This is a genomic window from Mesorhizobium sp. KR1-2 (assembly GCF_040045035.1).
Lineage (GTDB): Bacteria > Pseudomonadota > Alphaproteobacteria > Rhizobiales > Rhizobiaceae > Pseudaminobacter.
The window spans coordinates 115,380-140,940 of the sequence record NZ_JBDZDS010000005.1; the positions used below are offsets into that span (position 1 = coordinate 115,380).

At 65.1% G+C, this 25,561-nt stretch carries 25 protein-coding genes, 1 tRNA gene and 1 pseudogene; 9 read left to right on the forward strand and 18 right to left on the reverse strand.

The genetic code is table 11. From position 1 onward, the window contains the following. Position 1: 1 nt before the first annotated feature. The 3 genes and pseudogenes from ABLE85_RS12210 to ABLE85_RS12220 form a co-directional block, all read right to left on the reverse strand. Positions 2-343: pseudogene (locus ABLE85_RS12210) on the reverse strand (DJ-1/PfpI family protein); the annotation flags it as partial. A gap of 27 nt (positions 344-370) precedes the next feature. Then, a complete protein-coding gene (locus tag ABLE85_RS12215) occupies positions 371-538 on the reverse strand; it encodes a hypothetical protein (protein WP_348793001.1) in 168 nt (55 codons plus the stop codon). Between the two features lie 98 nt (positions 539-636). Continuing rightward, entirely contained in the window at positions 637-2,544 is a 1,908-nt protein-coding gene (locus tag ABLE85_RS12220; RefSeq protein ID WP_348793002.1) for a propionyl-CoA synthetase, read from the reverse strand. A 146-nt stretch (positions 2,545-2,690) separates the two neighbouring features. On the opposite strand from ABLE85_RS12220, the gene ABLE85_RS12225 reads away from it, so the two are divergent. Further along, positions 2,691-2,852, forward strand: coding sequence for a hypothetical protein (locus tag ABLE85_RS12225; protein WP_348793003.1), 162 nt, complete (start codon positions 2,691-2,693; stop codon positions 2,850-2,852). 282 nt (positions 2,853-3,134) lie between these two features. Here the strand turns inward: ABLE85_RS12225 and ABLE85_RS12230 are convergent, their stop codons facing one another. The 8 genes from ABLE85_RS12230 to tkt all read right to left on the reverse strand — a co-directional run bounded on the left by ABLE85_RS12230 (position 3,135) and on the right by tkt (position 12,838). Then, positions 3,135-3,854, reverse strand: a complete 720-nt coding sequence (locus tag ABLE85_RS12230; RefSeq protein WP_348793004.1) for an SGNH/GDSL hydrolase family protein — start codon at positions 3,852-3,854, stop codon at positions 3,135-3,137. A gap of 106 nt (positions 3,855-3,960) precedes the next feature. Then, entirely contained in the window at positions 3,961-4,410 is a 450-nt protein-coding gene (locus ABLE85_RS12235) for a cupin domain-containing protein (protein WP_348793005.1), read from the reverse strand. 112 nt (positions 4,411-4,522) lie between these two features. Continuing rightward, positions 4,523-5,056, reverse strand: coding sequence for a dihydrofolate reductase family protein (locus ABLE85_RS12240; protein ID WP_348793006.1), 534 nt, complete (start codon positions 5,054-5,056; stop codon positions 4,523-4,525). 253 nt (positions 5,057-5,309) lie between these two features. Next, entirely contained in the window at positions 5,310-6,335 is a 1,026-nt protein-coding gene (locus tag ABLE85_RS12245; RefSeq protein WP_348793007.1) for a class I fructose-bisphosphate aldolase, read from the reverse strand. Positions 6,336-6,478: 143 nt separating this feature from the next. Then, on the reverse strand, positions 6,479-7,675 hold the full coding sequence (locus ABLE85_RS12250; RefSeq protein ID WP_348793008.1) for a phosphoglycerate kinase: 1,197 nt from the start codon (positions 7,673-7,675) through the stop codon (positions 6,479-6,481). Between the two features lie 111 nt (positions 7,676-7,786). Beyond that, the gene (locus ABLE85_RS12255; protein WP_348793009.1) at positions 7,787-9,610 is read right to left on the reverse strand and encodes a potassium/proton antiporter; all 1,824 of its coding nucleotides are present in this window, start codon (positions 9,608-9,610) and stop codon (positions 7,787-7,789) included. Between the two features lie 193 nt (positions 9,611-9,803). After that, positions 9,804-10,814: a type I glyceraldehyde-3-phosphate dehydrogenase gene (gap, locus tag ABLE85_RS12260; RefSeq protein WP_348793010.1), complete on the reverse strand. Its 1,011-nt coding sequence runs from the start codon at positions 10,812-10,814 to the stop codon at positions 9,804-9,806. A 26-nt stretch (positions 10,815-10,840) separates the two neighbouring features. Then, on the reverse strand, positions 10,841-12,838 hold the full coding sequence (gene tkt, locus ABLE85_RS12265; protein ID WP_348793011.1) for a transketolase: 1,998 nt from the start codon (positions 12,836-12,838) through the stop codon (positions 10,841-10,843). Positions 12,839-13,098: 260 nt separating this feature from the next. On the opposite strand from tkt, the gene ABLE85_RS12270 reads away from it, so the two are divergent. Together ABLE85_RS12270 and ABLE85_RS12275 are read left to right on the forward strand one after the other, a co-directional pair. Continuing rightward, the gene (locus ABLE85_RS12270; RefSeq protein WP_348793012.1) at positions 13,099-13,371 is read left to right on the forward strand and encodes a DUF4164 domain-containing protein; all 273 of its coding nucleotides are present in this window, start codon (positions 13,099-13,101) and stop codon (positions 13,369-13,371) included. A gap of 5 nt (positions 13,372-13,376) precedes the next feature. Then, complete coding sequence (locus tag ABLE85_RS12275; RefSeq protein ID WP_348793013.1) at positions 13,377-13,742, forward strand: cell division protein ZapA; 366 nt, start codon at positions 13,377-13,379, stop codon at positions 13,740-13,742. Between the two features lie 529 nt (positions 13,743-14,271). Here ABLE85_RS12275 and ABLE85_RS12280 read toward each other — a convergent pair. The 3 genes from ABLE85_RS12280 to ABLE85_RS12290 all read right to left on the reverse strand — a co-directional run bounded on the left by ABLE85_RS12280 (position 14,272) and on the right by ABLE85_RS12290 (position 17,175). Continuing rightward, positions 14,272-14,562, reverse strand: coding sequence for a GIY-YIG nuclease family protein (locus ABLE85_RS12280; protein ID WP_348793014.1), 291 nt, complete (start codon positions 14,560-14,562; stop codon positions 14,272-14,274). Positions 14,563-15,058: 496 nt separating this feature from the next. After that, a complete protein-coding gene (rpoH, locus tag ABLE85_RS12285; RefSeq protein ID WP_348793015.1) occupies positions 15,059-15,970 on the reverse strand; it encodes an RNA polymerase sigma factor RpoH in 912 nt (303 codons plus the stop codon). 176 nt (positions 15,971-16,146) lie between these two features. Continuing rightward, the gene (locus ABLE85_RS12290; RefSeq protein ID WP_348793016.1) at positions 16,147-17,175 is read right to left on the reverse strand and encodes an RluA family pseudouridine synthase; all 1,029 of its coding nucleotides are present in this window, start codon (positions 17,173-17,175) and stop codon (positions 16,147-16,149) included. A 31-nt stretch (positions 17,176-17,206) separates the two neighbouring features. Between ABLE85_RS12290 and ABLE85_RS12295 the strand changes: the two genes are divergently transcribed. The 3 genes from ABLE85_RS12295 to ABLE85_RS12305 all read left to right on the forward strand — a co-directional run bounded on the left by ABLE85_RS12295 (position 17,207) and on the right by ABLE85_RS12305 (position 18,172). Continuing rightward, entirely contained in the window at positions 17,207-17,596 is a 390-nt protein-coding gene (locus tag ABLE85_RS12295; RefSeq protein ID WP_348793017.1) for a fimbrial protein, read from the forward strand. A gap of 17 nt (positions 17,597-17,613) precedes the next feature. Beyond that, positions 17,614-17,994, forward strand: a complete 381-nt coding sequence (locus ABLE85_RS12300) for a VOC family protein (RefSeq protein WP_348793210.1) — start codon at positions 17,614-17,616, stop codon at positions 17,992-17,994. A gap of 103 nt (positions 17,995-18,097) precedes the next feature. Beyond that, positions 18,098-18,172: transfer RNA gene (locus ABLE85_RS12305), tRNA-Glu, on the forward strand. A gap of 103 nt (positions 18,173-18,275) precedes the next feature. On the opposite strand, the gene ABLE85_RS12310 is transcribed toward ABLE85_RS12305, so the two are convergent. Then, positions 18,276-19,181: an alpha/beta hydrolase gene (locus ABLE85_RS12310; protein WP_348793018.1), complete on the reverse strand. Its 906-nt coding sequence runs from the start codon at positions 19,179-19,181 to the stop codon at positions 18,276-18,278. A 235-nt stretch (positions 19,182-19,416) separates the two neighbouring features. On the opposite strand from ABLE85_RS12310, the gene ABLE85_RS12315 reads away from it, so the two are divergent. From ABLE85_RS12315 to ABLE85_RS12325, 3 genes are all read left to right on the forward strand, one after another. Continuing rightward, positions 19,417-19,869: a hypothetical protein gene (locus ABLE85_RS12315; RefSeq protein ID WP_348793019.1), complete on the forward strand. Its 453-nt coding sequence runs from the start codon at positions 19,417-19,419 to the stop codon at positions 19,867-19,869. A 220-nt stretch (positions 19,870-20,089) separates the two neighbouring features. Next, entirely contained in the window at positions 20,090-21,484 is a 1,395-nt protein-coding gene (locus ABLE85_RS12320; protein ID WP_348793020.1) for a selenium-binding family protein, read from the forward strand. Between the two features lie 34 nt (positions 21,485-21,518). Then, a complete protein-coding gene (locus tag ABLE85_RS12325) occupies positions 21,519-22,145 on the forward strand; it encodes a hypothetical protein (protein WP_348793021.1) in 627 nt (208 codons plus the stop codon). A gap of 129 nt (positions 22,146-22,274) precedes the next feature. Here ABLE85_RS12325 and ABLE85_RS12330 read toward each other — a convergent pair whose 3' ends face one another. From ABLE85_RS12330 to ade, 3 genes are all read right to left on the reverse strand, one after another. Further along, the gene (locus tag ABLE85_RS12330) at positions 22,275-22,595 is read right to left on the reverse strand and encodes a YMGG-like glycine zipper-containing protein (protein ID WP_348793022.1); all 321 of its coding nucleotides are present in this window, start codon (positions 22,593-22,595) and stop codon (positions 22,275-22,277) included. Positions 22,596-22,771: 176 nt separating this feature from the next. Further along, positions 22,772-23,548 (reverse strand): ABC transporter substrate-binding protein, encoded by a 777-nt coding sequence (locus tag ABLE85_RS12335; protein ID WP_348793023.1) that lies wholly within the window; start codon positions 23,546-23,548, stop codon positions 22,772-22,774. 181 nt (positions 23,549-23,729) lie between these two features. Continuing rightward, positions 23,730-25,532 (reverse strand): adenine deaminase, encoded by a 1,803-nt coding sequence (gene ade, locus ABLE85_RS12340; RefSeq protein ID WP_348793024.1) that lies wholly within the window; start codon positions 25,530-25,532, stop codon positions 23,730-23,732. Between the last annotated feature and the right edge of the window lie 29 nt (positions 25,533-25,561).

The following is a 25,561-nucleotide window of genomic DNA, read 5'->3' on the forward strand; positions in this document are numbered from 1 at the left end:
GGCCGACGCGGGCGAGTGCCAGCGTGCCGCCGCAGATACCGCCGACCACGCCGCCGCGCTCCTCCACGGTGCGCAGCAGCGCCGAGACGTCGGGCGACCGCGGGGTCGCCCAGACATCGGAGCCGACGACGGCGATGGCATCGAGATCGGCGTTCTCGGCCGGATCGGCGCCGCGATGCGGGGCGAGGCGAAAGCCGCTCATTGAATTGACGGGCTCGCCCGTGTGGGTCAGCGACACGGTGCGCGCGCCGAACCATTCGGCGATCGAGCCGGCAAGCAGCCCGTATTCCCAATCGGCGAAGCCATCGATGAACACGAAACCGACGGTCCTGGCGTCATTCATGGCGGAACTCCTCTCCGACGACATCGATCAGCTGCGGCGCGCGCGACGGGCCGCGTAGGTGTCGGGCCAGCCTATATCCTTTTGGATGCTCTCCGGCAGGGAGTTGAAAAAGCGCTCGGTGCGGATCTGGTCGCGCATGGTCTGGATCTTGCCGGCATAGTGCCTGACGGCGCGGAAAAACTCTGGGGTGAACATGGCGACTCTCCTTGGCTTGCGGAGAGCACTGTCGCACAGCCGTGCTGACAACAGTCTGTCAGGAGCCTGCTCGGCGCGAGCACTTTGGGAAGCTGCCGTCAGACGCCTATGCCGCGCGCGGCGAGCGCGGCCTTGATCTCTTCGAGGATGACGGGATCGTCGATGGTGGCGGGCATGATCCACTCCTCCTTGTCGGCGATCTTCTGCATGGTGGAGCGCAAAATCTTGCCCGAGCGCGTCTTGGGCAGGCGCTTGATGGTGACGACCAGTTTTAGGGCGGCGACGGCGCCGATGCGCTCGCGCACCAGCTGGACGATCTCCTTCTCGATCGTCGCCGTGTCGCGGGTGGCCGCGGAGGACAGGACGATGAAGCCGCAGGGCACCTGGCCCTTGAGCTCGTCATAGATGCCGACCACGGCGCATTCGGCGACATCGGGATGCGAGGCCAGCACTTCCTCCATCCCGCCGGTGGAGAGGCGATGGCCGGCGACGTTGATGATGTCGTCGGTACGGGCCATGATGAAGAGGTAACCGTCCTCGTCCAGAAAGCCGGCGTCGGCGGTCTTGTAGTAGCCGGGGAACTCGTCGAGATAGGCGCGGCGGAAACGCTCGTCGGCGTGCCACAGCGTCGGCAGGCAGCCGGGCGGCAGCGGCAGCTTTATCACCACATTGCCGAGCGTGCCGGGCGCGACCGGATGGCCGGCATCGTCCAGCACCTGCACGTCGTAGCCGGGCATGGCCACGCCGGGCGAGCCGTATTTCACCGGCAACTGCCCGAGCCCCATCGGGTTCTGGCTGATCGGAGCGCCGGTCTCGGTCTGCCACCAATGGTCGATGACCGGGCGGTCCAGCCGCTGCTCGGCCCATTTGATCGTCTCGGGGTCGGCGCGCTCGCCGGCGAGGAACAGGGTGCGGAATTTTGTCAGGTCGTAGCGGGCAAGATGCTCGCCGGCCGGATCTTCCTTGCGGATGGCGCGGAAGGCGGTGGGCGCGGTGAACAGGGCGACCGCGCCGTGCTCGGAAATGACGCGCCAGAAGGTGCCGGCGTCGGGCGTGCCGACCGGCTTGCCCTCGAACAGGATGGTCGTGCAGCCGTGGAAGAGCGGCGCGTAGACGATGTAGGAATGGCCGACTACCCAGCCGACGTCGGACGCCGCCCAGAACACCTCGCCGGGCTTGACGCCGAATTCGTTCTCCATCGACCATTTCAGCGCGACCATGTGGCCGCCATTGTCGCGCACCACGCCCTTGGGCTGGCCGGTCGTGCCGGAGGTGTAGAGGATGTAGAGCGGGTCGGTGGCGAGCACCGGCACGCAAGGCACCTCGCGGCTCGCGGCCTTGGCAGCGGCGACGGCTTGCGTATAGTCGAGGTCGCGGCCGGGGGTGAGCTCGCAGCGCTGCCCGTCGCGCTGGAGGATGAGGCAGCGCTCGGGCTTGTGGCGCGCGAGGTCGATGGCGCCATCGAGCAGCGGCTTGTAGGCGATGACGCGGCCGGGCTCGATGCCGCAGGAGGCCGAGATGATGAGTTTTGGCGTGGCGTCGTCGATGCGGGTGGCAAGCTCCTTGGAGGCAAAGCCGCCGAAGACCACGGAGTGGATGGCGCCCAGCCGCGCGCAGGCGAGCATGGCGAAGGCCGCTTCCGGAACCATGGGCATGTATATGATGACGCGGTCGCCTTTTTGGACGCCCTGATCCTGCAGCACGGCGGCAAGCGCGGTGACTTCGGCCTTGAGTTCGGCGTAGGTGAATTTCTTCTGCCGGCCGGTGACGGGGCTGTCATAGATCAGCGCGGTCTGGTCGGCGCGGCCGCCGGCGACGTGGCGGTCGACCGCGTTGTGGCAGGTGTTGCACTCGGCGCCGGCGAACCAGCGGCCATAGACGCCGGCGTCAGGGTCAAAAACCTTGTCCCATGGCTTGAACCAGTCGATGTCGCGCGCGGCCTCGGCCCAAAAGCCTTCCGGATCGCGTTTCCAGCTTTCATAGACTTCGTGGTAGCGCGAAGACATGACGACACCTCCCTATGCCGGGTCTGCTTTTCTTAGACAATGACGGTCGGCGGCGTCCATCTGACTATGGGATAAGCTGGCAGGCAAGCCGCAGTCCTGGCCAAGCAGCGCTTTGACAAAGCCGGGCGTTGCTGCTCAATGGCGAGATGTCCAAAGCGCTGTCGCTCGTCATCATCGGCTTCATGCTGATCCAGATCATCAAGCCCCTCGGCCTGCCGGGGCTGCGGCAGCGGCGCGACTTCTGGAAGCTGGCATTGATCGCGCTGGGGGCGCTCGGCCTGACGGTGGTGCTCAGCCACGGGGTTTGAGCGGGGGCGGGCCAGGGCCTTGCGCTTAGTGGTGCCGCAATTCTCAGTTCGGCACCGGTCTGCCGGTTGCGAGTCCGAGGCATGGGTCCCCGGAACCTTCGCATCTCGCCTCGCTCATGCTCCGGCCCGAGGATGACGGAACCTTACCTCGTCGTCCTCGTGCCCCGAGCGCGAGCGCAGCGAGCAAGCGAGGGGTTACGGGGACCCATGCCTCGACGGTCGTGCCGCCGATGCAGCTACAGAATCAAGCTGCCGGGATGCGGGATCGCGACCGCCTGCCGCTCAACTCTCAGCCAGCACAAGATCCGCTAGATGCTCGGCCCAGGCGCGGTAACCGGCGGCGGAGGCATGGAAACCGTCGGTGGAGAAGCCGGTCTGCGGGTCGGGGATCGGCAGGCGCGTGGCGGGCATCGCGCCGCGTTCGTGGCACAGCCGGGTGCCGAGCGCGTTGAGGGCGCTGGCGCGGATTTCGAGGATTTTCGCCAGCAAGGGCGGCAGCGCCGGAACGCGCGTGAACTCCACCACCGGCGACCACACCACGTGCGCTTCCGGCCACTTGGCGCGCAGCGCATAGAGCAGGCCGCCGAACTCCCTCTTGAAGCGGCGCAGCGTGTGGAAATTCTTGGTGTCGTTGGTGCCGATGGACAGCACGATATGCGTCCACGGCTCGGCCGCCAGATTGGGCAGCACATGGTCGAGCAGCTGCCCGGCAGTGGCCGAGTTGAAGCCGGCGGCCCGCCAGCGCACGGCCCGGCCGGTGCGCGCCGAGATCAGCGAGGCCAGCTGCGCGGCAAGCCCTTGCTGCGAATGGTCGATGCCGACGGAAGCGGCCGAGGAATCGCCCAGCACCAGCAGCGAGACAGCGGGTTCGCTGCCTGCGATGCCGTGCAACACCGGCCCGCGCGCCGGAAGCATGCGCGAGGTGCGGCGGCGCACGCCGAGCCCTTGCCAGACATAGGCGGGAAAGGCGAGCCAGGTGAGGAGCGGCAAAAGGCGGGACATGTGGCGAATTTATAGCCCGGTCCCGAAAAAGAAAAAGCCCCGCGTGGCTGGGCTCGCGGTTGGAACAGGCGCGGGCCAGGCGTGGGGCCTATTGCGCGGCGAGCGCCTAGGTAGCCTCGTTGATGATGCCGAGGCGTGCTTCGATCACTGCCACCTTCTCAGGCGTGTCAGCGCCGGTGGCTTCGATGTCGATGAACAACCGCTCACAGCCTCCCGGGCTTACAACGGCGAACATCTGGCCGTCCTCGTCGGAGATATTCTTCCACGAATGCTCGACGAATGGCGGCAGCGTGACGACCGTGCCCGGCGGCGCATCGAACTCTTCGCCGCCGCATCGGAACCTGTAGACGCCCTTGACGACCCTGAATACCTCGGTTTCGCGAGTGTGGGTGTGCGGCGCGGGTCCCTGGCCAGGCGGGGTAAATGTTTCCCACATGCCGAAGGCGCCGTTCGTTTCGGCTGCCGTCGCATGGATGACGACCCGGGCTCCAAAGGGCGTGCGGGCAATGCGCTGATGGCCCGGCGTCGAGACCACGGCCTTCACGAAGTGAGACATCCTCTCCTCCATCCCCAAGGGCGAAGATATCACGGAAGCGCTGCCAAGGCGAAGATGCCGCGTGACGGGCCGCAGGCGACAAAAAAGCCCCGCGCGAGACGGGGCTTGTCCCCTACTGTGCTGGAACGTATGTCAACCTGATCACGTCCTCGCCGATACGATCGCTCGCCACGAGGCGCAGTCGGGGCCGCGGCCCGGCGAATAACGGTTTGCCGCCGCCGAGCACGACGGGATGGAGATACAATCGATACTCGTCGACAAGACCCATTTCGGCCAGGCCTGCCGCCAGTTCCGGTCCGGAAACTTCAATCTCCCCATCGAGCCGAGCTTTCAGCCCGCGTATCGCCGCCTCTACATCATCGTTGACAAGAGTGGCGTTCGGGCCAACCGACTTCAGCGAGCGCGACACGACCCACTTCGGTTGGCTCCGCCACGCCGCCCCATAGTCTCGTTCCGCCTCGTCCCACTCGGAACGATCCTCGTCCCAATACCGCATCACCTCGTACATGCGGCGACCGTATACGGTGCCGGACAGGCCGCGCACGTCATCGATGAAATGACGAAAAAGCACAGGATCGGGCGCAAATGCCATGTGGTCGACATAGCCGTCCAGCGACTGATTCAATGCAAAGACGAGCCTCGCCATAGGGGATCTTCTCCTCGCTACCGCCTCGGACGCTGCCGAGGGTACGTGGAAATGAAGCGGGCTACAATCCGGCCACCCGCTTGGTGCCGTGGCCAATTATCAGAAGTGCTCTTTCTCGCCCGCCACGCACAAAAGCAGACTGTTGCCTAACCACCATCCGAGACGCTCGTCGCGGAGGGCTGCTTCACTCCTATCGCCCAAAGAAAAAGCCCCGCGCGAGACGGGGCCTTCCTGATGTTCCGGTAGGTTCGGCTTACGCCGCCTTTTCCAGCGCGCCCTGCCACTTGCCGAGCGTGGCAAGGCTGTTCATGTGGGCGCGGTGGGCGAAGGCGGCCTGCGCGGCGGCGACGTTCTCGGCCTTGCCGCTCCAGGCCTTCTGCGGGGCGGCCTGCAGGGCGCGGCCGTAGGAGAAGGTGAGCTTCCACGGCTGCGCGCCGGCGGCGTTGATGGCGTTGAGGTTGGCGGTCGCTTCCTCGTCGGACTGGCCGCCCGACAGGAAGGCGATGCCCGGCACGGCGACCGGCACCGTCTCGCGGAACAGGCGCAGCGTCTTCTCGGCGATTTCCTCGGGCGAGTTCTTGCTGCCCGACTTCTTGCCGGCGATGACCATGTTGGGCTTCAGGATCGAGCCTTCGAGCTTCACGCGGGCGTCGTAGAGCGCGTCGTAGAGCTTGACCAGCGTGGCGCGGGTGACGTCGTAGCAGGTGTCGATGTCGTGGGCGCCGTCCATCAGCACTTCCGGCTCGACGATCGGCACGATGCCGGCTTCCTGGCACAGCGCCGCATAGCGGGCCAGCGCCTGGGTGTTGGCGTCGATGGTGTAGCGCGACGGCACGTTCTTCGTCGTGTCGATGTCGATCACGGCGCGCCATTTGGCGAAGCGGGCACCGAGCTTGTAGTAGTCGGCCAGGCGCTCGCGCAGGCCGTCGAGGCCTTCGGTGATGGTGTCGCCCGGGAAGCCGATCAGCGGCTTGGCGCCGGCGTCGACCTTGATGCCGGGGATAGCGCCGGTGGCCTTGATGAGATCGACCAGCGGGGTGCCGTCGGCGGCCTTCTGACGGATCGTCTCGTCATAGAGGATGACGCCCGAGATGTAGTTCTTCATCGCGTTGGTCGAGCGGAAAAGCAGCTCGCGGTAGTCGCGGCGCGAGTCGGCGGTGGATTCGACGCCGATCACGTCGAAGCGCTTCTTGATCGTGCCGCTGCTTTCGTCGGCGGCCAGAATACCCTTGCCGCTTGCCACCATAGCGGCGGCGATGTCTTCGAGACGTTCGCTCATGAAACCCTCCTAGTGTCGTTCGAGGGGCGCATAACAGAAGTATGTGCACAACGGAACGGCGGTCAAATGCTTGAATCGATTGAAAGTCTGGACGGTCCCCCGATAAAGCATTTCGCCCCTCGAAAGGGGCGAAAGTCAAAAGCTTATTTCTTGAGAACTTCGACGCCGGGGAGCGCCTTGCCTTCCATCCATTCCAGGAAGGCGCCGCCGGCGGTCGAGACATAGGTGAAATCGTCGGCCACGCCGGCATGGTTGAGGGCCGCGACCGTGTCGCCGCCGCCGGCGACGGAGACCAGCTTGCCCTCCTTGCTGCGGGCGGCCGCATGCTTTGCCGCCGACACCGTGGCGCGGTCGAAGGGCGCGATCTCGAAGGCGCCGAGCGGGCCGTTCCAGACCAGCGTCGCGGCGCGGTCGATCCACTGGTTGACGGCCTCGACCGTCTTGGGGCCGACGTCGAGGATCATGGCGTCGGCCGGAACCTGCTCGATGCCCACGGTCTCGTTGGCGGCGTTGGCCTTGAACTCGCGCGCCACCACGCCGTCGGACGGCAGGACGATGGCGCAGCCCGACTGCGCGGCCTCGATCATGATCTGCTTGGCGGTGGGGGCGAGGTCGTGCTCGCACAGCGACTTGCCGACATCGGTGCCGCGCGCGGCCAGGAAGGTGTTGGCCATGCCGCCGCCGATGACCAGCGCGTCAACCTTCTTCACGAGGTTCATCAGGAGGTCGATCTTGGTCGAGACCTTGGCGCCGCCGACGATCGCCACCACAGGGCGGACCGGATTGCCGAGACCCTTTTCCAGCGCCTCGAGCTCGGCCTGCATGGTGCGGCCGGCATAGGCCGGCATCAGGCGTGCCAGGCCCTCGGTGGAAGAGTGCGCGCGGTGCGCGGCCGAGAAGGCGTCGTTGACATAGATGTCGCCGCCAGCGGCAAGCGCCTTCGTGAATTCGGCGTCGTTCTTCTCTTCGCCCTTGTAGAAGCGGGTGTTCTCCAGGAGCAGCACGTCGCCGTCCTTCATGGTGGCGATGGCCTTGGCGGCGGTATCGCCGACGCAGTCGGTGGCGAAGGCGACGGCGTGGCCGAGCACCTGCGCGGTGGCCTCGGCGATGGGCGCCAGCGACAGGGCCGCATCGGGCCCGTCCTTGGGCCGGCCGAAATGGGCGAGCAGGATGACCTTGGCGCCGCGGCCGGACAGGTCCTTGATGGTCGGCGCGACGCGCTCGATGCGGGTGGCGTCACTGACCTTGCCGTCGGCGACGGGGACGTTGAGGTCCACGCGCACGAGGACACGCTTGCCCTTGACCTCCCCCAGGTCGTCGAGCGTCTTGAAACCGGCCATGGGCAATTCTCTCCTAGATGAAAATGGCGAAACCTTATCGCGGTGCGCGCCGGATGCAAGGTTGGCCTTTGGCCTAGCCAGCGCGACGAATCGCAGCGGCCGTGAGCCGGCTTAGACTTCGCGTTGGGCGTCGGTGCCGGAAGCTTTGCCACGCAGGCGGTCGAAGAGCCAGTGCATGCGCGCGCGCAGGCCCTCCGGCATCAGCGGTTGCGGCTGGCTCGGCTCGAAGGAAAGGCCGACGCCGGTGATCCTGCCGTTCTCGTCCATGTCGCGGACGATGAGCTCGATCGGGCCGAGAGTGAGGCGGTCGGCATATTCGACGTGGCCGCCGAAGCGCGACAGAAAGAGCTCGCCGATGGTCATCTTCAGTTCGGCCTCGGTGAGGCCCGGCTCGTAGGCGGCTTCCAGATCCGCGGCCGGGCGGTCGGGATCGACGGCGAAGGCGCCGAAGAACTCGGCATCCTCCGGATCGACATCGACGCGGCTGGTGAACAGCCGGTCGAGCAGCGCCGGGTAGCGGTCGTGGACGAAGATGTAGACGCGGTCGCCCGCCACCAGCTTGCCGAAGTCCGGGAACTTCATCGAGCGGCCTTCACGCACCACCAGCGAGGGGCGGGCCCAGCGGGGCAGGCGCTCGCCGCGCAGGACGGGGCTGCCCGGCACGACGCGATAGCTGACGAGCTCGTGGTGGGCCGAGCCCGGCAGTTCCAGCTCGACCTTCTCGATCGGGCCGGCGCGGTGGGGCACGATGAGACCGAGGCGGCGGGCGAGCGGGCCGACCGTCCAGCCCTGCACGACGAGCGAGACCAGCACGATGATGAAGGCGGTGTTGAAGATGGCGCGGCCGTGTTCCAGCCCCGCCAGCAGCGGCGTGATGGCCAGCAGGATGGAGACCGCGCCGCGCAGGCCGACCCAGGAGATGAAGGTGACCTCGGCGTGGGGCAGCGCGAAGGGCTTCAGGCACAGCCACACGGCGACGGGGCGGGCAATCAGGATCAGGAACAGGCCGAGCACGATAGCGCCGAGCAGGATGGCGGGAAACTGCGACGGCGTGGCGAACAGGCCCAGCACCAGGAACATGATGATCTGGGCCAGCCACGACATGCCGCTCTGGAAGCGCTTGAGCGCTGCCTGGGCGCGCATGCCGGAATTGCCGGCGACAAGGCCGGCCATATAGACCGCGAGGAAGCCCGAGCCGCCGATGGCGCCGGCGGCGGCGAAGACAAGCAGCGACAGGGTCAGAACGAAGATCGGCACCAGGCCGCGGTCGAGATTGAGCCATTCGACAAGCCGCGCGATGACGAAGCCGCCCAGCATGCCGACGGCAGCGCCGAGGCCCATGGTGATGAAGAAGCCCAGGACCAGGTCGGTGAACAGCACCTTGGCCTCGGGATTGCCGCCGATGGCGATGAGTTCGACCAGCGTCAGGGTCAGGAAGATGGCGATCGGGTCGTTGGTGCCGGATTCGATTTCCAGCGTCGAGCGCACGCGTTCACGCAGGTTGATGTTGCCGGCGCGCAGCAGGAAGAACACCGCCGCCGCGTCGGTGGAGGCCACGGTGGCGCCGAGCAGGAAGGATTCCATCCAGGTGAAGCCGGTCAGGAAACGACTCGTCACGCCGAAGATGACGGCCGTCAGCGCCACGCCCACCGTCGCAAGCGTCAAGGCGGGCATGCCGGCCTGTCTGAGCACGCTGACGGATGTGCCGAAGCCCGAATCGAACAGGATGATCGCCAGCGCGAGCGAGCCGACGAAATAGGCGACGCCGGCATTGTCGAACTGCAGGCCGAGGCCGTTTGCACCGGCCAGCAGGCCGATGCCGAGGAACAGCAACAGCAGCGGTGCGCCGAAGCGGAAGGCGATCAGGCTCGAGAACGCCGCCGCGAGCACCAGTGCTGTACCGACCAGTGTCGCAAGATAGATTGCCTGATCCATTGACGGCGCATTTCCCCTGACATCCCTGGTGGGTGAATTCTCCTACAGTGAGGCGAAGACATGGCCGCGCGCAAGCAAAGTCATTCTTGGGAATGCACTTTTTTGGCCTGTCAGGAAATATTTCGGGCCGGAAACGGAAACGCCCGGCCTGAGCCGGGCGTCGAAGATACCAGGGCGACTGCCGCGGATCGGGTCAGGCGATGACCTTGCCGAGGGCGACGGCGGTGTCGGCCATGCGGTTGGAGAAGCCCCACTCGTTGTCGTACCAGGACATCACGCGCACGAGGTTGCCGTCGATCACCTTGGTCTGGTCGAGCGCGAAGGTGGACGAGGCCGGGTTGTGGTTGAGGTCGACCGAAACGAGCGGCTCCTCGGTGTAGGCGAGGATGCCCTTGAGCGGGCCGTCGGCGGCCGCCACCAGCACGGCGTTGACCTCGTCGACGGTGACCGGCTTCTTGGACACGAACTTGAAGTCGATGACCGAGACGTTCGGGGTCGGCACGCGGATCGACACGCCGTCGAGCTTGCCCTTCAGTTCCGGCAGCACCAGGCCGACGGCCTTGGCCGCACCCGTCGAGGTCGGGATCATCGACATGGCCGCGGCGCGGGCGCGGTAGAGATCCTTGTGCATAGTGTCCAGCGTCGGCTGGTCGCCGGTATAGGCGTGCACGGTCGTCATGAAGCCCTTCTCGATGCCGAAGGCATTGTTGAGGACCATGGCCACCGGCGCCAGGCAGTTGGTGGTGCACGACGCGTTGGAAATGACGACGTGATCCTTGCAGATCTTGTCGTGGTTGACGCCGTAGACGACGGTGAGGTCGGCGCCGTCGGCCGGAGCCGAGACGATGACGCGCTTGGCGCCGGCGGTGAGATGGGCGGAGGCCTTCTCCTTCGAGGTGAAGATGCCGGTGCACTCGAGCGCGATGTCGACGCCGAGTTCCGCGTGCGGCAGCTGCGCCGGATCCTTGATCGCGGTGACCTTGATCTTGTTCGAGCCGATGACGATGTGGTCGCCGTCGACCTTCACCTCGTGCGGGAAGCGGCCATGAACGGAATCGTAGCGCAGCAGGTGCGCGTTGGTCTCGACCGGGCCGAGGTCGTTGATGGCGACGACCTCGATGTCCTTGCGGCCGGATTCGTAGATGGCGCGCAGGATGTTGCGGCCGATGCGGCCGAACCCGTTGATGGCTACTCTGACGGTCATTTGTGTTTCTCCCTGGGAGCGAAAAATCAGTTCGACTTCTTGTTCAGGCGCGCCTCGGCGGCCTCTGCCGCAGCCTCGGCGGTGATGCCGAAATGCGGATAGAGCTTCTCGATGGGCGCGCTGGCGCCGAAGCCGTGCATGCCGATGAAGATGCCGTCGACGCCGATGAAGCGGTCCCAGCCCAAGCGGATCGCCGCCTCGATGGCGATCTTGACCGGGGCGTTGCCGATGAGGGCGGCCTTGTAGGTGTCGCTCTGCTGCTCGAACAGCTCGAAGCACGGCACCGAGACGACGCGGGCCGGATGGCCGCGTGCCTGCAGCTGGTCGCGCGCGGCAAGCGCGATCTCGACCTCGGAGCCGGTGGCGAAGATGGTCACTTCTGCCTCGCCATCGGCCGTTGCCAGCTCGTAGGCGCCGTAGGCGCAGAGGTTTTCCTCGACATATTCGGTGCGTACCGCCGGCAGGTTCTGGCGGGTGAGCGCGAGCGTCGACGGGGTCTTGGTCGACTGCAGCGCCAGCTGCCAGCACTCCGCCGCTTCCATGGCGTCGGCCGGGCGGAACACGTTGTGGTTGGGGATGGCGCGCAGCGCGGCGAGGTGCTCGACCGGCTGGTGGGTGGGGCCGTCTTCGCCGAGGCCGATGGAGTCATGCGTCATGACGAAGATGGAGCGGATGCCCATCAGCGAGGCGAGGCGCATGGCCGGGCGGGCATAGTCCGAGAAGGTCAGGAAGGTGCCGCCATAGGGGATGATGCCGCCATGCAGGGTCATGCCGTTCATGGCTGCCGCCATGCCGTGCTCGCGGATGCCGTAATAGACATAGCGGCCGCTGTAGTCGCCGGGGACGACCGGCTTGGTCTGGCTGGTCTTGGTGTTGTTGGAGCCGGTGAGGTCGGCCGAGCCGCCGATCGTCTCGGGGACCACGGCGTTGATGACTTCCAGCGCCATCTCCGAAGACTTGCGGGTGGCGACCTTCGGCTTGTCGGTGGCGAGCTTCTGCTTGTACTCGGCGACCACCGCATCGAAGTTGCCCGGCAGGTCGCCGCCCATGCGGCGCTCGAACTCGGCGCGGATCTCGGCGTCGGCCTCGGCGAGGCGAGCCTCCCACTCCTTGCGCTTCTTGCAGGCGTTGAGGCCCGAGACGCGCCAGGCGTCGAGAATGTCCGACGGCACCTCGAACGGCGCGTAGTCCCAGCCCAGCGCCTTGCGCGCGCCGGCGATTTCCTCGGCGCCGAGCGGCGAGCCATGGACCTTGCTGGTGCCGGCCTTGGTGGGCGCGCCGAAGCCGATGGTGGTCTTGCAGGCGATCATGGTCGGGCGGTCGGAGCTACGGGCCGCTTCGATGGCGGCGGCGATCGCTTCGGGATCGTGGCCGTCGACGCGGGCGGTGTTCCAGCCGGAGGCGGCGAAGCGCGCGAGCTGGTCGGTGGAGTCGGTCAGCGACAGCGGGCCGTCGATGGAGATGTTGTTGTCATCCCACATAACGATCAGCTTGTTGAGCTTGAGATGGCCGGCCAGGGCGATGGCTTCCTGGCTGATGCCTTCCATCAGGCAGCCGTCGCCCGACAGGACGTAGGTGTAGTGGTCGACCAGCTCGTCGCCGAACTTGGCGTTGAGCATGCGTTCGGCCAGCGCCATGCCGACCGCGTTGGCGATGCCCTGGCCGAGCGGGCCGGTGGTCGTCTCGATGCCGGCGGCGTGGCCGAATTCGGGATGGCCGGCGGTGCGGTAGCCGAGCTGGCGGAAATTCTTGATCTGGTCGAGGGAGATGTCCTCGTAGCCGGTCAGGTAGAGCAGCGAGTAGAGCAGCATCGAGCCGTGGCCGGCCGACAGCACGAAACGGTCGCGGTCGGCCCAGTGCGGGTTCTTCGGATCGTGCTTCAGGAAGCGCGTGTAGAGCACGGTGGCGATGTCGGCGGCGCCCATGGGCAGGCCGGGATGGCCGGAGTTCGCCTTCTCGACGGCATCCATAGACAGAAAGCGGATCGCATTGGCCATCCGGTCGTGTTTTTCGCGTGAGGTCATGATTGCTCGCCAAGCCTTGATTTTTGGGGCCTGCGCCCCCGTAAAAAAGCAGGGGACACATAGCAGGCACGCCGAATGAGTCAACCAAAGCACCGGCTTTTCGATGGGGACTCGGGGGCGCTGCGGCGAGATGAGGCACGATAGCAGGGGAAAGCCCGAATCGCTTTGTTGACGTCGCGTTTGCGCGAAGCCTAATGTTTCTCAGGTAAGTCGTTCGGAACGTGAGCGATTCGGTGATGGGCAGGAGTTTTGACGGTGCCATGACCGGGGAAACCACTCTCAAAGAGGTTATCAGCCGGCTCGGTAGGGCCATGGAGGCGCTGGAGCACAGCGTCGCCGCACGGCTGGAGCATGAGCAGGACTACAGCGAGGCCGAGGCCGAGGTGCAGCGCATGAACGCCGACCGCAGCCGGCTCGCGCAGGAACTCGACAATTCTGAAGCGCGCGCCGAGCGGCTGGAGGAAGCCAACAAGGAGGTTTCGCGCAGGCTGGTGACCGCGATGGAGACGATCCGCGCGGTGCTTGACAGGTAGGTGCCATGGCGCAAGTGACGGTCACGATCGACGGCAAGGCCTATCGCATGGCCTGCGACGAGGGGCAGGAGGAGCACCTGATCGACCTCGCGCAGAGCTTCGACCTCTATGTCACCCACCTGAAGGAGTCCTTCGGAGAGATCGGCGACCTGCGGCTGACGGTGATGGCCGGCATCATGGTGATGGACGAGCTGTCGGAGCTGCGCAAGCGGGTGCAGGGCATGGAGAGCGAGGTCAACACCCTGCGCAAGACCCGCGACGACGCGCTCACCAAGGCCGACAAGAACGATGCCGCGCTGACCGGCGCGCTCTCCGCCCTTGCCCAGCGCATGGAAGACCTTGCCGAGAAACTGGCGGTGCGGAAGGGGTAGGCGTTCGTCGCCTGTTCGTCCTCGGGCTGCTGGCACCGTGCCCCGGAAGCAGGCGAGGCCTCGCTATCCGAGGCAAGCTGGGGCTAGATGATAGCTGTGCGGTGCCAGCCCGGTTCGCTTGCTGGACCGGCTTTGGCTGCACCACCGGCGAGGCATGGGTCCCCGGAACCTCCGCACTTCGCTGCGCTCGTACTCCGGCCCGAGGACGACGGAGGGGGTGGTTTCCGGCCAATCTGCAGCGTTGCTGCAGTTGCTGCCGCCATTGAGCTCTCACGGCGACATACAAGGCGAGATACCGAATTCCAGCCAAGGGGGTACCGAGCTCCGGCCAAAACGCGATACCAGGCTGCGGCGTCGAAGATTTGCGCAGGCGTTTTTTCTCCTCCGTCGTCCTCGGGCCCGAAGCCCCGCAGGGGCGTAGGGTTCCGGGGACCCATGCCTCGCCCGTCATGCAGCCAGAGCCGGTCCAGAAAGCGAGCCGGCACCGTCGGCACCACGGTCCGGAAACACCAGTCGCGCCCGCAACACCTCAAAGCAGGTGCCATGCAATGTCATGCCAGTGCGGGTTATGCTCCTCGATCAGGTTGATCTTCCACTGGCGCGGCCACTTCTTGAGTATCTTCTCCCGCGCGATGGCGTCGGTGACCAGCTCATACTCGTCGAACCAGACCAGCCGCATGACGCCGTAGCGAGTCGCAAATTTCGAGCCGGTGCCGGTTCGGTGTTGCTGAAGGCGGCCGGCCAGATCGGATGTCACGCCGATGTAGAGCGTGCCGTTCTTCTGCGACGTAAGAATGTAGACATATCCCCGCCGGCCCATTGTGGGAGTTTAGCTGCCTGGTTATCCGGGGCAAGCCGATGTTGCGCGGTGCCAGTCCGGCTCGCTTTTCTGGATCGGCTCTGGCTGCACCACCGGCGAGGCATGGGTCCCCGGAACCCTACGCCCCTGCGGGGCTTCGGACCCGAGGACGACGGATGGGTGGTGGTTTCCGGCCAATCTGCAGCGTTGCTGCAGTTGAGCTGTCACCGCGACATTCAAGGCGAGCTACAAGGCCCCGGCCAAGGCGCGGTACCAAGCTCAGGCGTCAAAGACTTGCGCCGCCACCATTCCTCCGTCGTCCTCGGGCCGGAGCACGAGCGATAGCAAAGTGTGGAGGTTCCGGGGACCCATGCCTCGGCAGAGCCGCCAGCACGGCGGTCCAGATATGGAGGCTCTGTCCACGTCGAGACAAACATGACCCCAAAAAAAATCGCGCCGGCCGTGGCCGACGCGATTGGTCTATGTGAGTTCCGGGCCGGTGCCGGCGGGCCAAAAATCAGGCGGCGGGCTGTGCCTCGATGGTGCGCAGGGCCTGCGCCTGGCGCTTGGCGGCGGCCTTGACGGCGTCCTGCACCTTCTCGAAGGCGCGGACCTCGATCTGGCGGACGCGCTCGCGGCTGATGTCGAATTCGCTCGAAAGCTCTTCCAGCGTCATCGGCTCTTCCGAAAGGCGGCGCGCCTCGAAGATGCGGCGTTCGCGGTCGTTCAGCACCGACAGGGCGCCGGCGAGCATGCCGCGCCGGTTTTCCAGCTCGTCCTGCTCGATCAGCATCTCTTCCTGGCTGTCATGGTCGTCGACCAGCCAGTCCTGCCATTCGCCGGACTCGCCCTCGGTGGCGCGGATCGGTGCGTTGAGCGATGCGTCGCCCGACAGGCGACGGTTCATCGACACGACCTCTTCCTCGCTGACGTTGAGGCGCGTCGCGATCTCGGCGATCTGCTCGGGCCTGAGGTCGCCGTCCTCCAGCGCCTGGATCTTGCCCTTCACCTTGCGCAGGTTGAAGAACAAGCGCTTCTGGTTGGCGGTGGTGCCCATCTTCACGAGGCTCCACGAACGCAGGATATATTCCTGGATCGAGGCCTTGATCCACCACATCGCGTAGGTGGCCAGGCGGAAGCCGCGCTCGGGCTCGAATTTCTTCACGGCCTGCATGAGGCCGACATTGCCTTCCGAAATGACCTCGCCGATGGGCAGGCCATAACCACGGTAGCCCATGGCGATCTTGGCCACGAGCCGCAGATGGCTGGTGACGAGCTTGTGCGCGGCGGTGGTGTCTTCATGCTCCTGGTACCGCTTGGCGAGCATGTACTCTTCCTGCGGCTGGAGCATCGGAAAGCGGCGGATTTCCTCCAGGTAGCGGGCGAGGCCGCCTTCCCCGGAAACAATGCTAGGTAATGTCTGGGCCATAGATAGCGCCCTCCCTCTACTAAGGATCTGCCCCCTGATTCAGGCAGGCATGCGGCGCCGGCGCCTCATGCTCTCCGGCGTCAACCGTCCTTATAAAGGAACAAAAAGGGAAAAGCACCCATTCGTTCAACGTGAAACAGATTGTCACGCCAAAGTGAACAAACGCGGTCAAGTTTTCACATCTTGCGGAAACCCTCGACGATCTCCGCAATGTCCACGGGCAACGGTGCCTCGAATCGCATGATCATATGGGTATCCGGATGGCGAAATGCCAGTAGCCGCGCGTGCAGCGCCTGGCGGGGCAGGGCCTGGACCAGCGCCTTGAGCGGCTCGGGCAGGCGGTTGGCCTTGGTGCGGAAGGCGAGGCCGTAGTCGGGGTCGCCGACGACTGGGTGGCCGATATGGGCCATGTGGACGCGGATCTGGTGGGTGCGGCCGGTTTCCAGCCGGCATTCCACCAGGGCGGCCTCGGCGGCCTGTTTCTGCCCCTCGCCGTAGCGTTCGAGCACGGTGTAGTGGGTGACGGCGTGGCGGGCGTCGTCACGCGTTTCGGGCACCACGGCGCGGCGCACCCGGTCGGCGGCGCGGCCGAGCGGGGCGTCGATCGTTCCGGTCATGCGGGAGGGGATGTTCCACACCAGCGCGACATAGGCGCGCTCGAGGTCGCCGTCGCGGCCATGGTCGGCAAACGCCTCCGACAGCGACTTGTGCGCTTTGTCGGTCTTGGCGACCACCATGACGCCCGACGTGTCCTTGTCCAGCCGGTGCACGATGCCCGGCCGCTTCACGCCGCCGATGCCCGACAGGCTGTCGCCGCAATGATGGATCAGCGCGTTGACCAGCGTGCCGGTCCAGTTGCCGGCGCCGGGATGCACGACTAGGCCGGCCGGCTTGTTGATGACGATGAGCTGGTCGTCCTCATAAAGAATGTCGAGCGGAATATTTTCTCCAAGCGGCTCGGCGGGTTCCGGCTCGGGCATTTCCATGGTGACGAGATCGCCTTCGGCGAGCTTGCGTTTGGTCTCGGTGACGGCCTGGCCGTTGACCGCGACCGCGCCCTGGCGGATCAGCGTCTGGACGCGGCTGCGCGAGAAATCCGGGCCGATCGCGGAGGCCAGCCACTGGTCGAGCCGCATGCCTGCGGCGTCAGGGCCGGCGCTGTACTCTTTCATTACGCCGCCAGCTTCGCTATCAGGGTCGCTCATTGCGCTTCAATAATCCGGAACCGTTGAGATAATGGCATCGCCGAACCTGCACGACGAAGACGAAAAGCCGTTGGACCCCGCGGTCGAAAAGGTTCGCCGCAAGCTGGTGCGCTTCGCCATCATCAATCTCGGCCTGCTGTTCATCGCCCTTATGGCTGTGCTGGCCGCGATTGTCTACAAAACCGGCACCAAGCCCGAGACGCCGGTCGCGACCAGCGGCGCCGTCGTGCCGTCGCCTTCCGAACAGGCCTTCATGTCGGGCGACATCGCCTTGCCTGCGGGCGCCAGGATCGTCTCGCAGTCGCTGTCGGGCAACCGCATCTCGATCGAGGCCGAGCTTGCCGACGGCAGCCGTGTCATCTTCCTCTACGATTTCGCCGAGCGCCGCATGATCGGCCGCTTCGTGGTGACGGCGCAGTGAGCGCGCCGGCGCGCAAGATGGCGACCGTCGCGCTCGTGGTGCGCGACTATGACGAGGCGATCGCCTGGTACGTGGAAAAGCTCGGCTTCGAGCTTTTCGAGAATATCGACTTCGGCGGTGGCAAGCGCTGGGTGACGGTCGGCCCCGCCGGCGGCAACGGCGCACGCCTGCTGCTGGCGCAGGCCAAGGACGAGGCCGAGCTGTCGCGAATCGGCGACCAGACCGGCGGCCGCGTCTTCCTGTTCCTGGAGACCGATGATTTTTCGCGCGACCATGCGTCGATGCTGGCGGCCGGCGTGGAATTCCGCGAGGCGCCGCGCCACGAAGCCTATGGCTCGGTCGCGGTGTTCGCCGATCTTTACGGGAATCTGTGGGATCTGATCGAGCCCCGGCGCTGAGATCGAGGCTTTTCGGCCACAGGCAAAAGCGTCGCCTGTGGAGAATGCGATAATCCCGGTTGCGTTTTCCAAACGCCTCGCCTATATGGCGCAAGTCTTACACGCGCCCATCGTCTAGCGGTCAGGACGGCGCCCTCTCACGGCGCAAACAGGGGTTCGATTCCCCTTGGGCGTACCAAGACTTTCAAATACTTAGATTCCCCTCCGAAAAAGCGTCAAATATCATCGAATAAGCGGCTTCGGCAGTGTCCGGGAAACGCCATGTTGAGTGTTCGGCATGCCTATTGCAGGAACTCTGTGATGGCCTCGATCGTGGCCGTCGGATTCTCTTCCATCAACCAGTGCCCGGAACGAGGAATGACGACCTCTTGGACATTGCTGGCGGCGGCGCGCATGATCACCGCCATCATTGGGCCGAATGACTTCTCGCCTCCGATCGCAAGGATCGGCATCCGCAGCGGACCCTTGGCCAGAAGCGCCCTGTTGTCGACAGTGTCCTGATCAAAGGCCTTGAACTGCTCGAAGCCGGAATGCATGGCTCCGGGCCTGGCATAGAGCGCGGCATAGTGCGCACGCGAAGCTTCGTCGAAGCTCTTCGGATCGGCCGAAAACTCATTCCAGAAGCGATCGAGATAGATGCGCTCGCGCCCCTCGACCAGCCGTTCCATGTCGGGGCCGCCGAAGCGGAAATGCCACAACAATGGGTTCTTCAGGATCTCCTCCCAGGGGCCGATGCCTGGAATTGGCGCATCCATGAGCACGAATTTTGTCACTCGGTCGGGCTGTTCGGCCGCGAAGGCATAGCCGACCATGTTGCCGATGTCGTGGGTGACCATCTCCACCGTGCCGATCTTCAGCGCGTCGAGCACGCCGGCGACATCCCCGCCTTGCGTCTTCTTGTCGTAGCCACCGGCCGGGTGCGAAGAGAGACCCATGCCGCGCAGATCCGGCACGATCACGGTGTGGTCGCGCGCCAGCCGGGCGGCCAGCGGCGCCCACATGTCGCCGGTTTCGCCATAGCCATGCAAAAGCACCACCGCTGGTCCGTGGCCGCCGAACCGGACGAAGATCTGTGCACCGTTGGTGGAGATCGTTTCGGCCCTGAAGCCGGGTGGGAAGGGCTGAACCTGGGCCAGGGCGGGCGTGGCGAAGAGCATGGCGCTCAAGATCGAGGCGAACTTTCGCATGTCTGAGCTCCCGTTGAGGTGGTGCGCGTTGGCAAGTCGTTCGAGTAAAGGGGCTTAACCATTGTGGAGTTCGATTCGTACCGAGAAAGCTCGAATGAGGACGGGAAGGATTAGCCGAGCCGCTAGCTCCCGCCTTGAGGTGTCGTCTGGGAAAATAGCACTTTTGGAACCCTATTCAGACTCATGGAATCGGGTTAGTCCTTTGCGCTTTTGTACTGGTGAGGAGGCTTAGAATTTGAATCGCATTGGTTCTGTACCTATCGCTCTTGCAATTGCATTGGTTTCTGCATGCACGGCCGACAAGCGTCCCGAGCAAGAAAGTACTACGGTTTTGCCGACGAAAATTGCCGAACCGGTAGCTACGCCGGCTACCCCGAAGCTGGTAGATAGCTATACCGCTCATATCAGCGATAAAGACAAATACGGCAACGATGGGAAGCGGTTAACAAGCGCGCGAGATATCGTTCTTCAGGATCGGAAGAACTATTACGATTTCAATTTGCGCGACCCGAGCGATCATCCTGACAAATTCTTCAGTTCAAAGCCCAACCGATGGGGCGAGACGACCTCCGTCCATGACTGGAAAATGGGTCGCGGCGTGGAATACGAAGTTCAGAAGGGCAACCCGAACCTTAAGGTGCAAGTGTACGACAACGGCCATATCAACGTGAACATACAGGGCGATTAAGCATCCTCCTGCTCTGCTGGAAATCGTTGATTGAGCTGCTGGCATTATTCGTGATTTGGCTGCCCTCAACCGAGGGCCGCTTCGCTCTGATGATGAGGGAAGCCGGTCGGCTACAAACGACTTGATTGGACACAGCACCGATCAAGTGAGAAGATCACCACAAAAGTAATTCCGGGGGACCTGCAGAAGACTAACGTCATTGTGAGATGGAGGGTTTATCATGGCAATCTGGCAACCCGATCCTTCCTTCTATCCCTCGCCGAGAATGGCGGCCAAGGCACCGAAGGAGATGCTGGCCTATGTGGCGGCCTTCGATCCGGACCGCAAGAAACCCGACGCGATCGCCGTCGTCGACGTAAATCCGGGGTCATCGACATATTCCCGGATCGTCGGCCAGGTCGAGATGCCGAATGTGGGCGACGAGCTGCACCATTTCGGCTGGAACGCCTGTTCGTCGTGCCTTTGCCCCAACGCGCCGCACCCGCATATGGAACGGCGCTATCTGGTCGTGCCGGGTCTGCGTTCGTCGCGGCTCTATATCATGGACACCAAGCCGGACCCCAAAAACCCGACGATCGTGAAGGTCATCGAGCCCGGAGAGATCGCCGAGAAGGCCGGCTATTCGCGCCTGCACACCGTCCATTGCGGGCCGGAAGGCATCTATGTGAACGCGCTGGGCGACGCCGAGGGCAAGGCGCCGGGCGGCATATTCCTGGTCGACCCCGACAGCTTCGACGTTCTCGGCCGTTGGGAGATGGACCGAGGGCCGCAGAAGCTTGCCTACGATTTCTGGTGGCATCTCGGCTACGACACGATGGTGACGAGCGAATGGGGAACCCCGGACACATTCGAGAACGGGCTCGTGCCGGAAGTCCTGCTGGGCAGCAAATACGGGCGCAAGCTGCATTTCTGGGACCTGCACAAGCGCAAGCATCTGCAGGAGATCGACCTGGGGCCGGAATACCAGCTGGTGTTCGAGCTGCGCCCCGCCCATGACCCCACCAAGGCCTACGGCTTCGTCGGCTGCGTCATCAGCCTCAAGGATCTCTCGGCCTCGATCTGGACCTGGTATCGCGACGGCGACAAATGGGCGGTGAAGAAGATCATCGAGATCCCGGCCGAACCGGCCGATCCCGACCTGCTGCCGCCGGTGCTGAAAGGCTTCAAGGCGGTTGCGCCGCTGGTGACCGACATCGACCTGTCGATGGACGACCGCTTCCTCTACGTCTCCTGCTGGGGCACCGGAGACATGATCCAGTACGACGTGTCGGACCCGTTCAACCCGAAGGAAACCGGCAGGGTGCGCATCGGCGGCATCGTCTCCCGGGCATCGCATGCCAAGGCGCAGAACGGCGCGCTCAATGGCGGCCCGCAGATGGTGGAGATCAGCCGCGACGGGAAGCGGGTCTATTTCACCAATTCCCTCTACGGCGCCATCGACCCGCAGTTCTATCCCGAGGGCATCGACGGCTGGATGGTGAAGCTCGATGTCGGGGAGAATGGCGGCATCAAGTTCGACGAGGACTTCTTCGTCGACTGGCCGAAGGGCCGCCGGCCACATCAGGTGCGCCTGGAGGGCGGCGATTGTTCTTCCGATTCCTACTGCTATCCTTGACGATCGATGACGTCGAACGGGACGGTTTCGTAGGATGGTCTCACTAACGCCTTGGCTGGTGCTTGCCGGCCTTGGCGCCTTTCACGGTCTCAACCCCGCCATGGGTTGGCTGTTTGCAGTTGCCCTCGGCCTGCACAGGGGCAGCCGCAAGGTGGTGCTTTTGTCCTTGATTCCCATTGCAATAGGGCACGCTGCGTCGATTGCCGTGGTGGCGATGGCGGTGATCACCCTCGGCTTCGTCGTCGACGAGCGTCTGCTTGAAATGACGGCCGGCGCGCTGCTCGTCGGCTGGGCGATCTACTACCTCGCCTACGGTCACCGCCACCGCGTCCGCATCGGCATGACGACGGGCATGGTCGGGCTTGGGGTCTGGTCGTTCCTGATGGCGACGGCCCATGGCGCCGGGCTCATGCTGGTGCCGGTGCTCATCCCCCTGTGCCTCGCGGCAAGTCCGGCGGGGGAGCTGACGGCGGCCGGGTCGCTGCCGATCGCGCTGGCCGCGGTCGGCGTGCACACTGCGGCCATGCTCGCCGTGACGCTCGCCATGGCGGTTGCGGTCTATGAGTGGCTCGGCCTTTCGGTCCTGCGGCGCGGCTGGATCAACTTCGATCTTATCTGGACGGCCGCGCTGGCGATCACCGGCATCATCCTGATCGTATGAGGGCCGTGATCCCGCGGGTCGGTGCACAGGGGATCACGTCTAGAATTCGACCCCCACTCCGGTTTGCTTCGCAAACCACCTCTCCCCCGCTCGACGGGGGAGAGGAAGCGCCGTCGCGGGTCGCTGCGGTTAGTAGTTTCCGTTGTAGTAGCGGTCGTCGCAAGGCGCGGTATAGACGCGCCCGTCATGGCTGCGATAGCGGCAGAGTTGCTCGCTGCGGCCTTGCGGCGTCGTCATCGTGCCCACTGCCGCGCCCAGCAGGGCGCCGCCGGCCGCGCCGACGACCGTGCTCTGGGTGTTGCGGCCAAGGGCCTGGCCGACCAGCGCGCCGCCGGCCGCGCCGACCAGCGCGCCCGTCCCGGCACGCTGTTCCCGTTCGGTCGATGCGCAGCCGGCGAGCGCGACGGCCAGCAGCGCAGCAGCGACGGCGGTGGTTCTGAAAACTTTCATATGCGGTAGTCCTCTCCTTGCAGCCCCCGCCCGCGACCTGCGTGCCCAATGCGGCAGAACGAAGGTTGCAATGGGAAGGCGCAGGCGGCGATGTGGAAAACCGGGAAATCCTAATGCGAACGGCGGGACCGGGGTCCCGCCGTTCTTACGCTCGTACAATGCGCGTCGACGCAGGCTTATTCGCCGTAGACGTCGAACTTGAAGTACTTGTCGTTGATTTCCTTGTACTTGCCGTTGGCGCGGATTGCCTGGATCGCGGCGTTCAGCTTCTCGCGCAGCTCGTCCTCGCCCTTGCGCACCGCGATGCCGGCGCCGGGGCCGTGGATCTCGGGCACGGACTTGAAGGTGCCGACCAGCTTGCAGCAGGCGCCTTCCGGCGAGTCCAGCCACTCCTGGATCGAGACGATGTCGTCATTGATCGCGTCGAGACGGCCGTTGGCGAGGTCCAGCTGGTACTCCTGCGCCGTCGGGTAGGACTTCACCTCACTGTCGGTGAAGTACTGTTCGGCGTAGTTGAAGTGGATGGTCGAACCCTGGACGCCGATGGTCTTGCCGGCTAGGTCTTCCTTGGTCGTGCCCTTGATGTCGGAATCCTTGAGGGCGGCGATGGCCGGCGGCGTGTCGATGTACTTGTCGGAGAAGTCGACCTGCTGCTTGCGCTCCTCGGTGATCGACATCTGCGCGATGATGGCGTCGAACCGGCTGGCCTGCAGGGCGGGGATCATGCCGTCCCATTCCTGGGTGACGAATTCGCACTTCACCTTCATCTCGTCGCAGAGCGCGTTGGCGATGTCGATGTCGAAGCCCTCGAGCTTGCCGTCGGCGGTCAGGTTGTTAAAGGGCGGGTAGGCGCCCTCGGTGCCGATCTTGAGAACCTTGTCCTCAGCCCGGGCCGCGCCGATCGCCAGCGCGATGGTCGAAGCCGCAAGCGCGATACGCATTGCAATACGCATGATGTTCCTCTCCGTCGTTGGCCGCAGCTTCCGGCCGCGGCCCAGTCAGTGGTGTCGCGCACAAGGCGCAGACCTGTTTGCCTTCCAGGAAGCTTCGGGAGAACGCTTCGCAGGCAGCGGCACGTTCTATAGTGCCTGTGACTGGTCCATGCTACCGGGATCTCTTGGGCCTGGCGGCGGCTTACACCGCCGCCTCTTCGATCAGCACGTCGGTGGGCTCGAAGCGCGTCACGTCGATCAGGCCGATGTCGGAGATGCGTAGTTCCGGAATGACCACCAGCGCCAGCAGCGAGTGCTGCATATAGGCGTTGTTCAGGCTGCAGCCGCACTGGCGCATGGCCTCGATGAGGGCGTTGGCCTCATCGGCCACTACCTCGGCGCGCTGATCCGACATCAGCCCGGCGATCGGCAGTTTCACCAACGCCAGTTCGCGGCCCTCGCTGAAGATGACCACGCCGCCGCCGACCTCGCCCAGCCGGTTGGCTGCCAGCGCCATGTCGACCTTGTCGGTTCCAACGACGATCATGTGATGGCTGTCATGGGCGACGGTGCTGGCCACCGCGCAGGGCTTGTCGTAGCCGAAGCCGGAAACGAAGGCGTTGGCGACGGTGCCGGTGCCGCGATGGCGTTCCACAAGCGCGATCTGGCAGACGTCGCCGGCGCGGTCCATCTGGACGACGCCATCGGCAACGGGCAGCGAGGCTTCCAGCGCGCGGGTCGGCGCCTGGTTCTCGATGACGCCGATGACGCGCGCCCTGACCCCGTTCACGCCGGCGGGCGCGGCGATGTCGAAGTCGGCGGCGCCGAGCTTGCGCCCGAGCTTGACGGTGTCCTTGGCTTCGGCCGGGTAAGGATAGGGTGGGATGTCGACGACGAGCCCACCGTCGCGGGACACGAGCCGGCCCTGTGCGACAACGGTTTCGACCGGAAGCGTGACCAGGTCCGAGGTCAGGATCACGTCGGCGCGCCGGCCAGGCGTGATCGACCCGAGCTCGCGCTCCATGCCGAAATGCTGCGCGGTGTTGAGGGTCGCCATCTGGATCGCCGTGATCGGCTTCAGGCCTTGCGCGATGGCGTGGCGGACCACCCGGTTCATGTGCCCGTCATGCACCAGCGTGCCCGAATGGCTGTCGTCGGTGCAGAGCACGAAGTTGCGCGAATCGAGCCCCAGCTCGGTCACCGCTTTGATCTGGGCGGCGACGTCGTACCAGGCCGAGCCGAGCCGCAGCATGGCGCGCATGCCCTGGCGGACGCGGGCCACGCAGTCGGCCAGGCTGGTGCCTTCGTGGTCGTCGGCCGGGCCGGCGGCGACATAGCCGTGGAAGGGCAGGCCGAGATCCTTGGAGGCATAGTGGCCGCCGACGGTCTTGTGCGCCGCCTGGGTCGCGCCGATCTCCGCGAGCATGTTGGCGTCGCCGGCCACCACGCCCGGGAAGTTCATCATCTCGCCGAGGCCGACGATATTGGGCCAGGACATCGCCTCGCGCACTTCGGCGGGGCCGAGGCTGGCGCCGGCGTTTTCTAGGCCCGGCGCGCTCGGCACGCAGCTCGGCATCTGCACGAAGACGTTGATGGGCAGGCCCGCCGCCTCGTCATGCATCAGCTTGACGCCGGGCATGCCCAGCACGTTGGCGATCTCGTGCGGGTCGATGAACATGGAGGTGGTGCCGTGCGGAATGACCGCGCGGGCGAATTCGGTGACCGTGATCATGCCGCTCTCGACATGCATGTGCGCGTCGCACAGGCCGGGCAGGGCATAGCGGCCCTCGCCGTCGATCACCTGGGTCTGCGGCCCGATGGCATGGTCGGCATTGGGGCCGACGAAGGCGAAGCGCCCGGCGGCGATGGCGATGTCGGTGCCCGGCACGATCTCGCCGGAGTGTACGTTCACCCAGCGCACGTTGCGGATGACCATGTCGGCGGGCGTGCGCCCCATGGCGACGTCCACGAGCTGCGGCGTGCATTCGAACCAGGTCTTGATCATTTTCTTTCCTCCCCTCGGAAACGGTAGTC

Bases quoted from the DNA above. Each gene is read 5' to 3' on its own strand.
- ABLE85_RS12215 (WP_348793001.1), bottom strand. From the start codon at position 538: ATGTTCACCCCAGAGTTTTTCCGCGCCGTCAGGCACTATGCCGGCAAG.
- ABLE85_RS12220 (WP_348793002.1), bottom strand. From the start codon at position 2,544: ATGTCTTCGCGCTACCACGAAGTCTATGAAAGCTGGAAACGCGATCCG.
- ABLE85_RS12225 (WP_348793003.1), top strand. From the start codon at position 2,691: ATGTCCAAAGCGCTGTCGCTCGTCATCATCGGCTTCATGCTGATCCAG.
- ABLE85_RS12230 (WP_348793004.1), bottom strand. From the start codon at position 3,854: ATGTCCCGCCTTTTGCCGCTCCTCACCTGGCTCGCCTTTCCCGCCTAT.
- ABLE85_RS12235 (WP_348793005.1), bottom strand. From the start codon at position 4,410: ATGTCTCACTTCGTGAAGGCCGTGGTCTCGACGCCGGGCCATCAGCGC.
- ABLE85_RS12240 (WP_348793006.1), bottom strand. From the start codon at position 5,056: ATGGCGAGGCTCGTCTTTGCATTGAATCAGTCGCTGGACGGCTATGTC.
- ABLE85_RS12245 (WP_348793007.1), bottom strand. From the start codon at position 6,335: ATGAGCGAACGTCTCGAAGACATCGCCGCCGCTATGGTGGCAAGCGGC.
- ABLE85_RS12250 (WP_348793008.1), bottom strand. From the start codon at position 7,675: ATGGCCGGTTTCAAGACGCTCGACGACCTGGGGGAGGTCAAGGGCAAG.
- ABLE85_RS12255 (WP_348793009.1), bottom strand. From the start codon at position 9,610: ATGGATCAGGCAATCTATCTTGCGACACTGGTCGGTACAGCACTGGTG.
- gap (WP_348793010.1), bottom strand. From the start codon at position 10,814: ATGACCGTCAGAGTAGCCATCAACGGGTTCGGCCGCATCGGCCGCAAC.
- tkt (WP_348793011.1), bottom strand. From the start codon at position 12,838: ATGACCTCACGCGAAAAACACGACCGGATGGCCAATGCGATCCGCTTT.
- ABLE85_RS12270 (WP_348793012.1), top strand. From the start codon at position 13,099: ATGACCGGGGAAACCACTCTCAAAGAGGTTATCAGCCGGCTCGGTAGG.
- ABLE85_RS12275 (WP_348793013.1), top strand. From the start codon at position 13,377: ATGGCGCAAGTGACGGTCACGATCGACGGCAAGGCCTATCGCATGGCC.
- ABLE85_RS12280 (WP_348793014.1), bottom strand. From the start codon at position 14,562: ATGGGCCGGCGGGGATATGTCTACATTCTTACGTCGCAGAAGAACGGC.
- rpoH (WP_348793015.1), bottom strand. From the start codon at position 15,970: ATGGCCCAGACATTACCTAGCATTGTTTCCGGGGAAGGCGGCCTCGCC.
- ABLE85_RS12290 (WP_348793016.1), bottom strand. From the start codon at position 17,175: ATGAGCGACCCTGATAGCGAAGCTGGCGGCGTAATGAAAGAGTACAGC.
- ABLE85_RS12295 (WP_348793017.1), top strand. From the start codon at position 17,207: ATGGCATCGCCGAACCTGCACGACGAAGACGAAAAGCCGTTGGACCCC.
- ABLE85_RS12300 (WP_348793210.1), top strand. From the start codon at position 17,614: ATGGCGACCGTCGCGCTCGTGGTGCGCGACTATGACGAGGCGATCGCC.
- ABLE85_RS12310 (WP_348793018.1), bottom strand. From the start codon at position 19,181: ATGCGAAAGTTCGCCTCGATCTTGAGCGCCATGCTCTTCGCCACGCCC.
- ABLE85_RS12320 (WP_348793020.1), top strand. From the start codon at position 20,090: ATGGCAATCTGGCAACCCGATCCTTCCTTCTATCCCTCGCCGAGAATG.
- ABLE85_RS12325 (WP_348793021.1), top strand. From the start codon at position 21,519: ATGGTCTCACTAACGCCTTGGCTGGTGCTTGCCGGCCTTGGCGCCTTT.
- ABLE85_RS12330 (WP_348793022.1), bottom strand. From the start codon at position 22,595: ATGAAAGTTTTCAGAACCACCGCCGTCGCTGCTGCGCTGCTGGCCGTC.
- ABLE85_RS12335 (WP_348793023.1), bottom strand. From the start codon at position 23,548: ATGCGTATTGCAATGCGTATCGCGCTTGCGGCTTCGACCATCGCGCTG.
- ade (WP_348793024.1), bottom strand. From the start codon at position 25,532: ATGATCAAGACCTGGTTCGAATGCACGCCGCAGCTCGTGGACGTCGCC.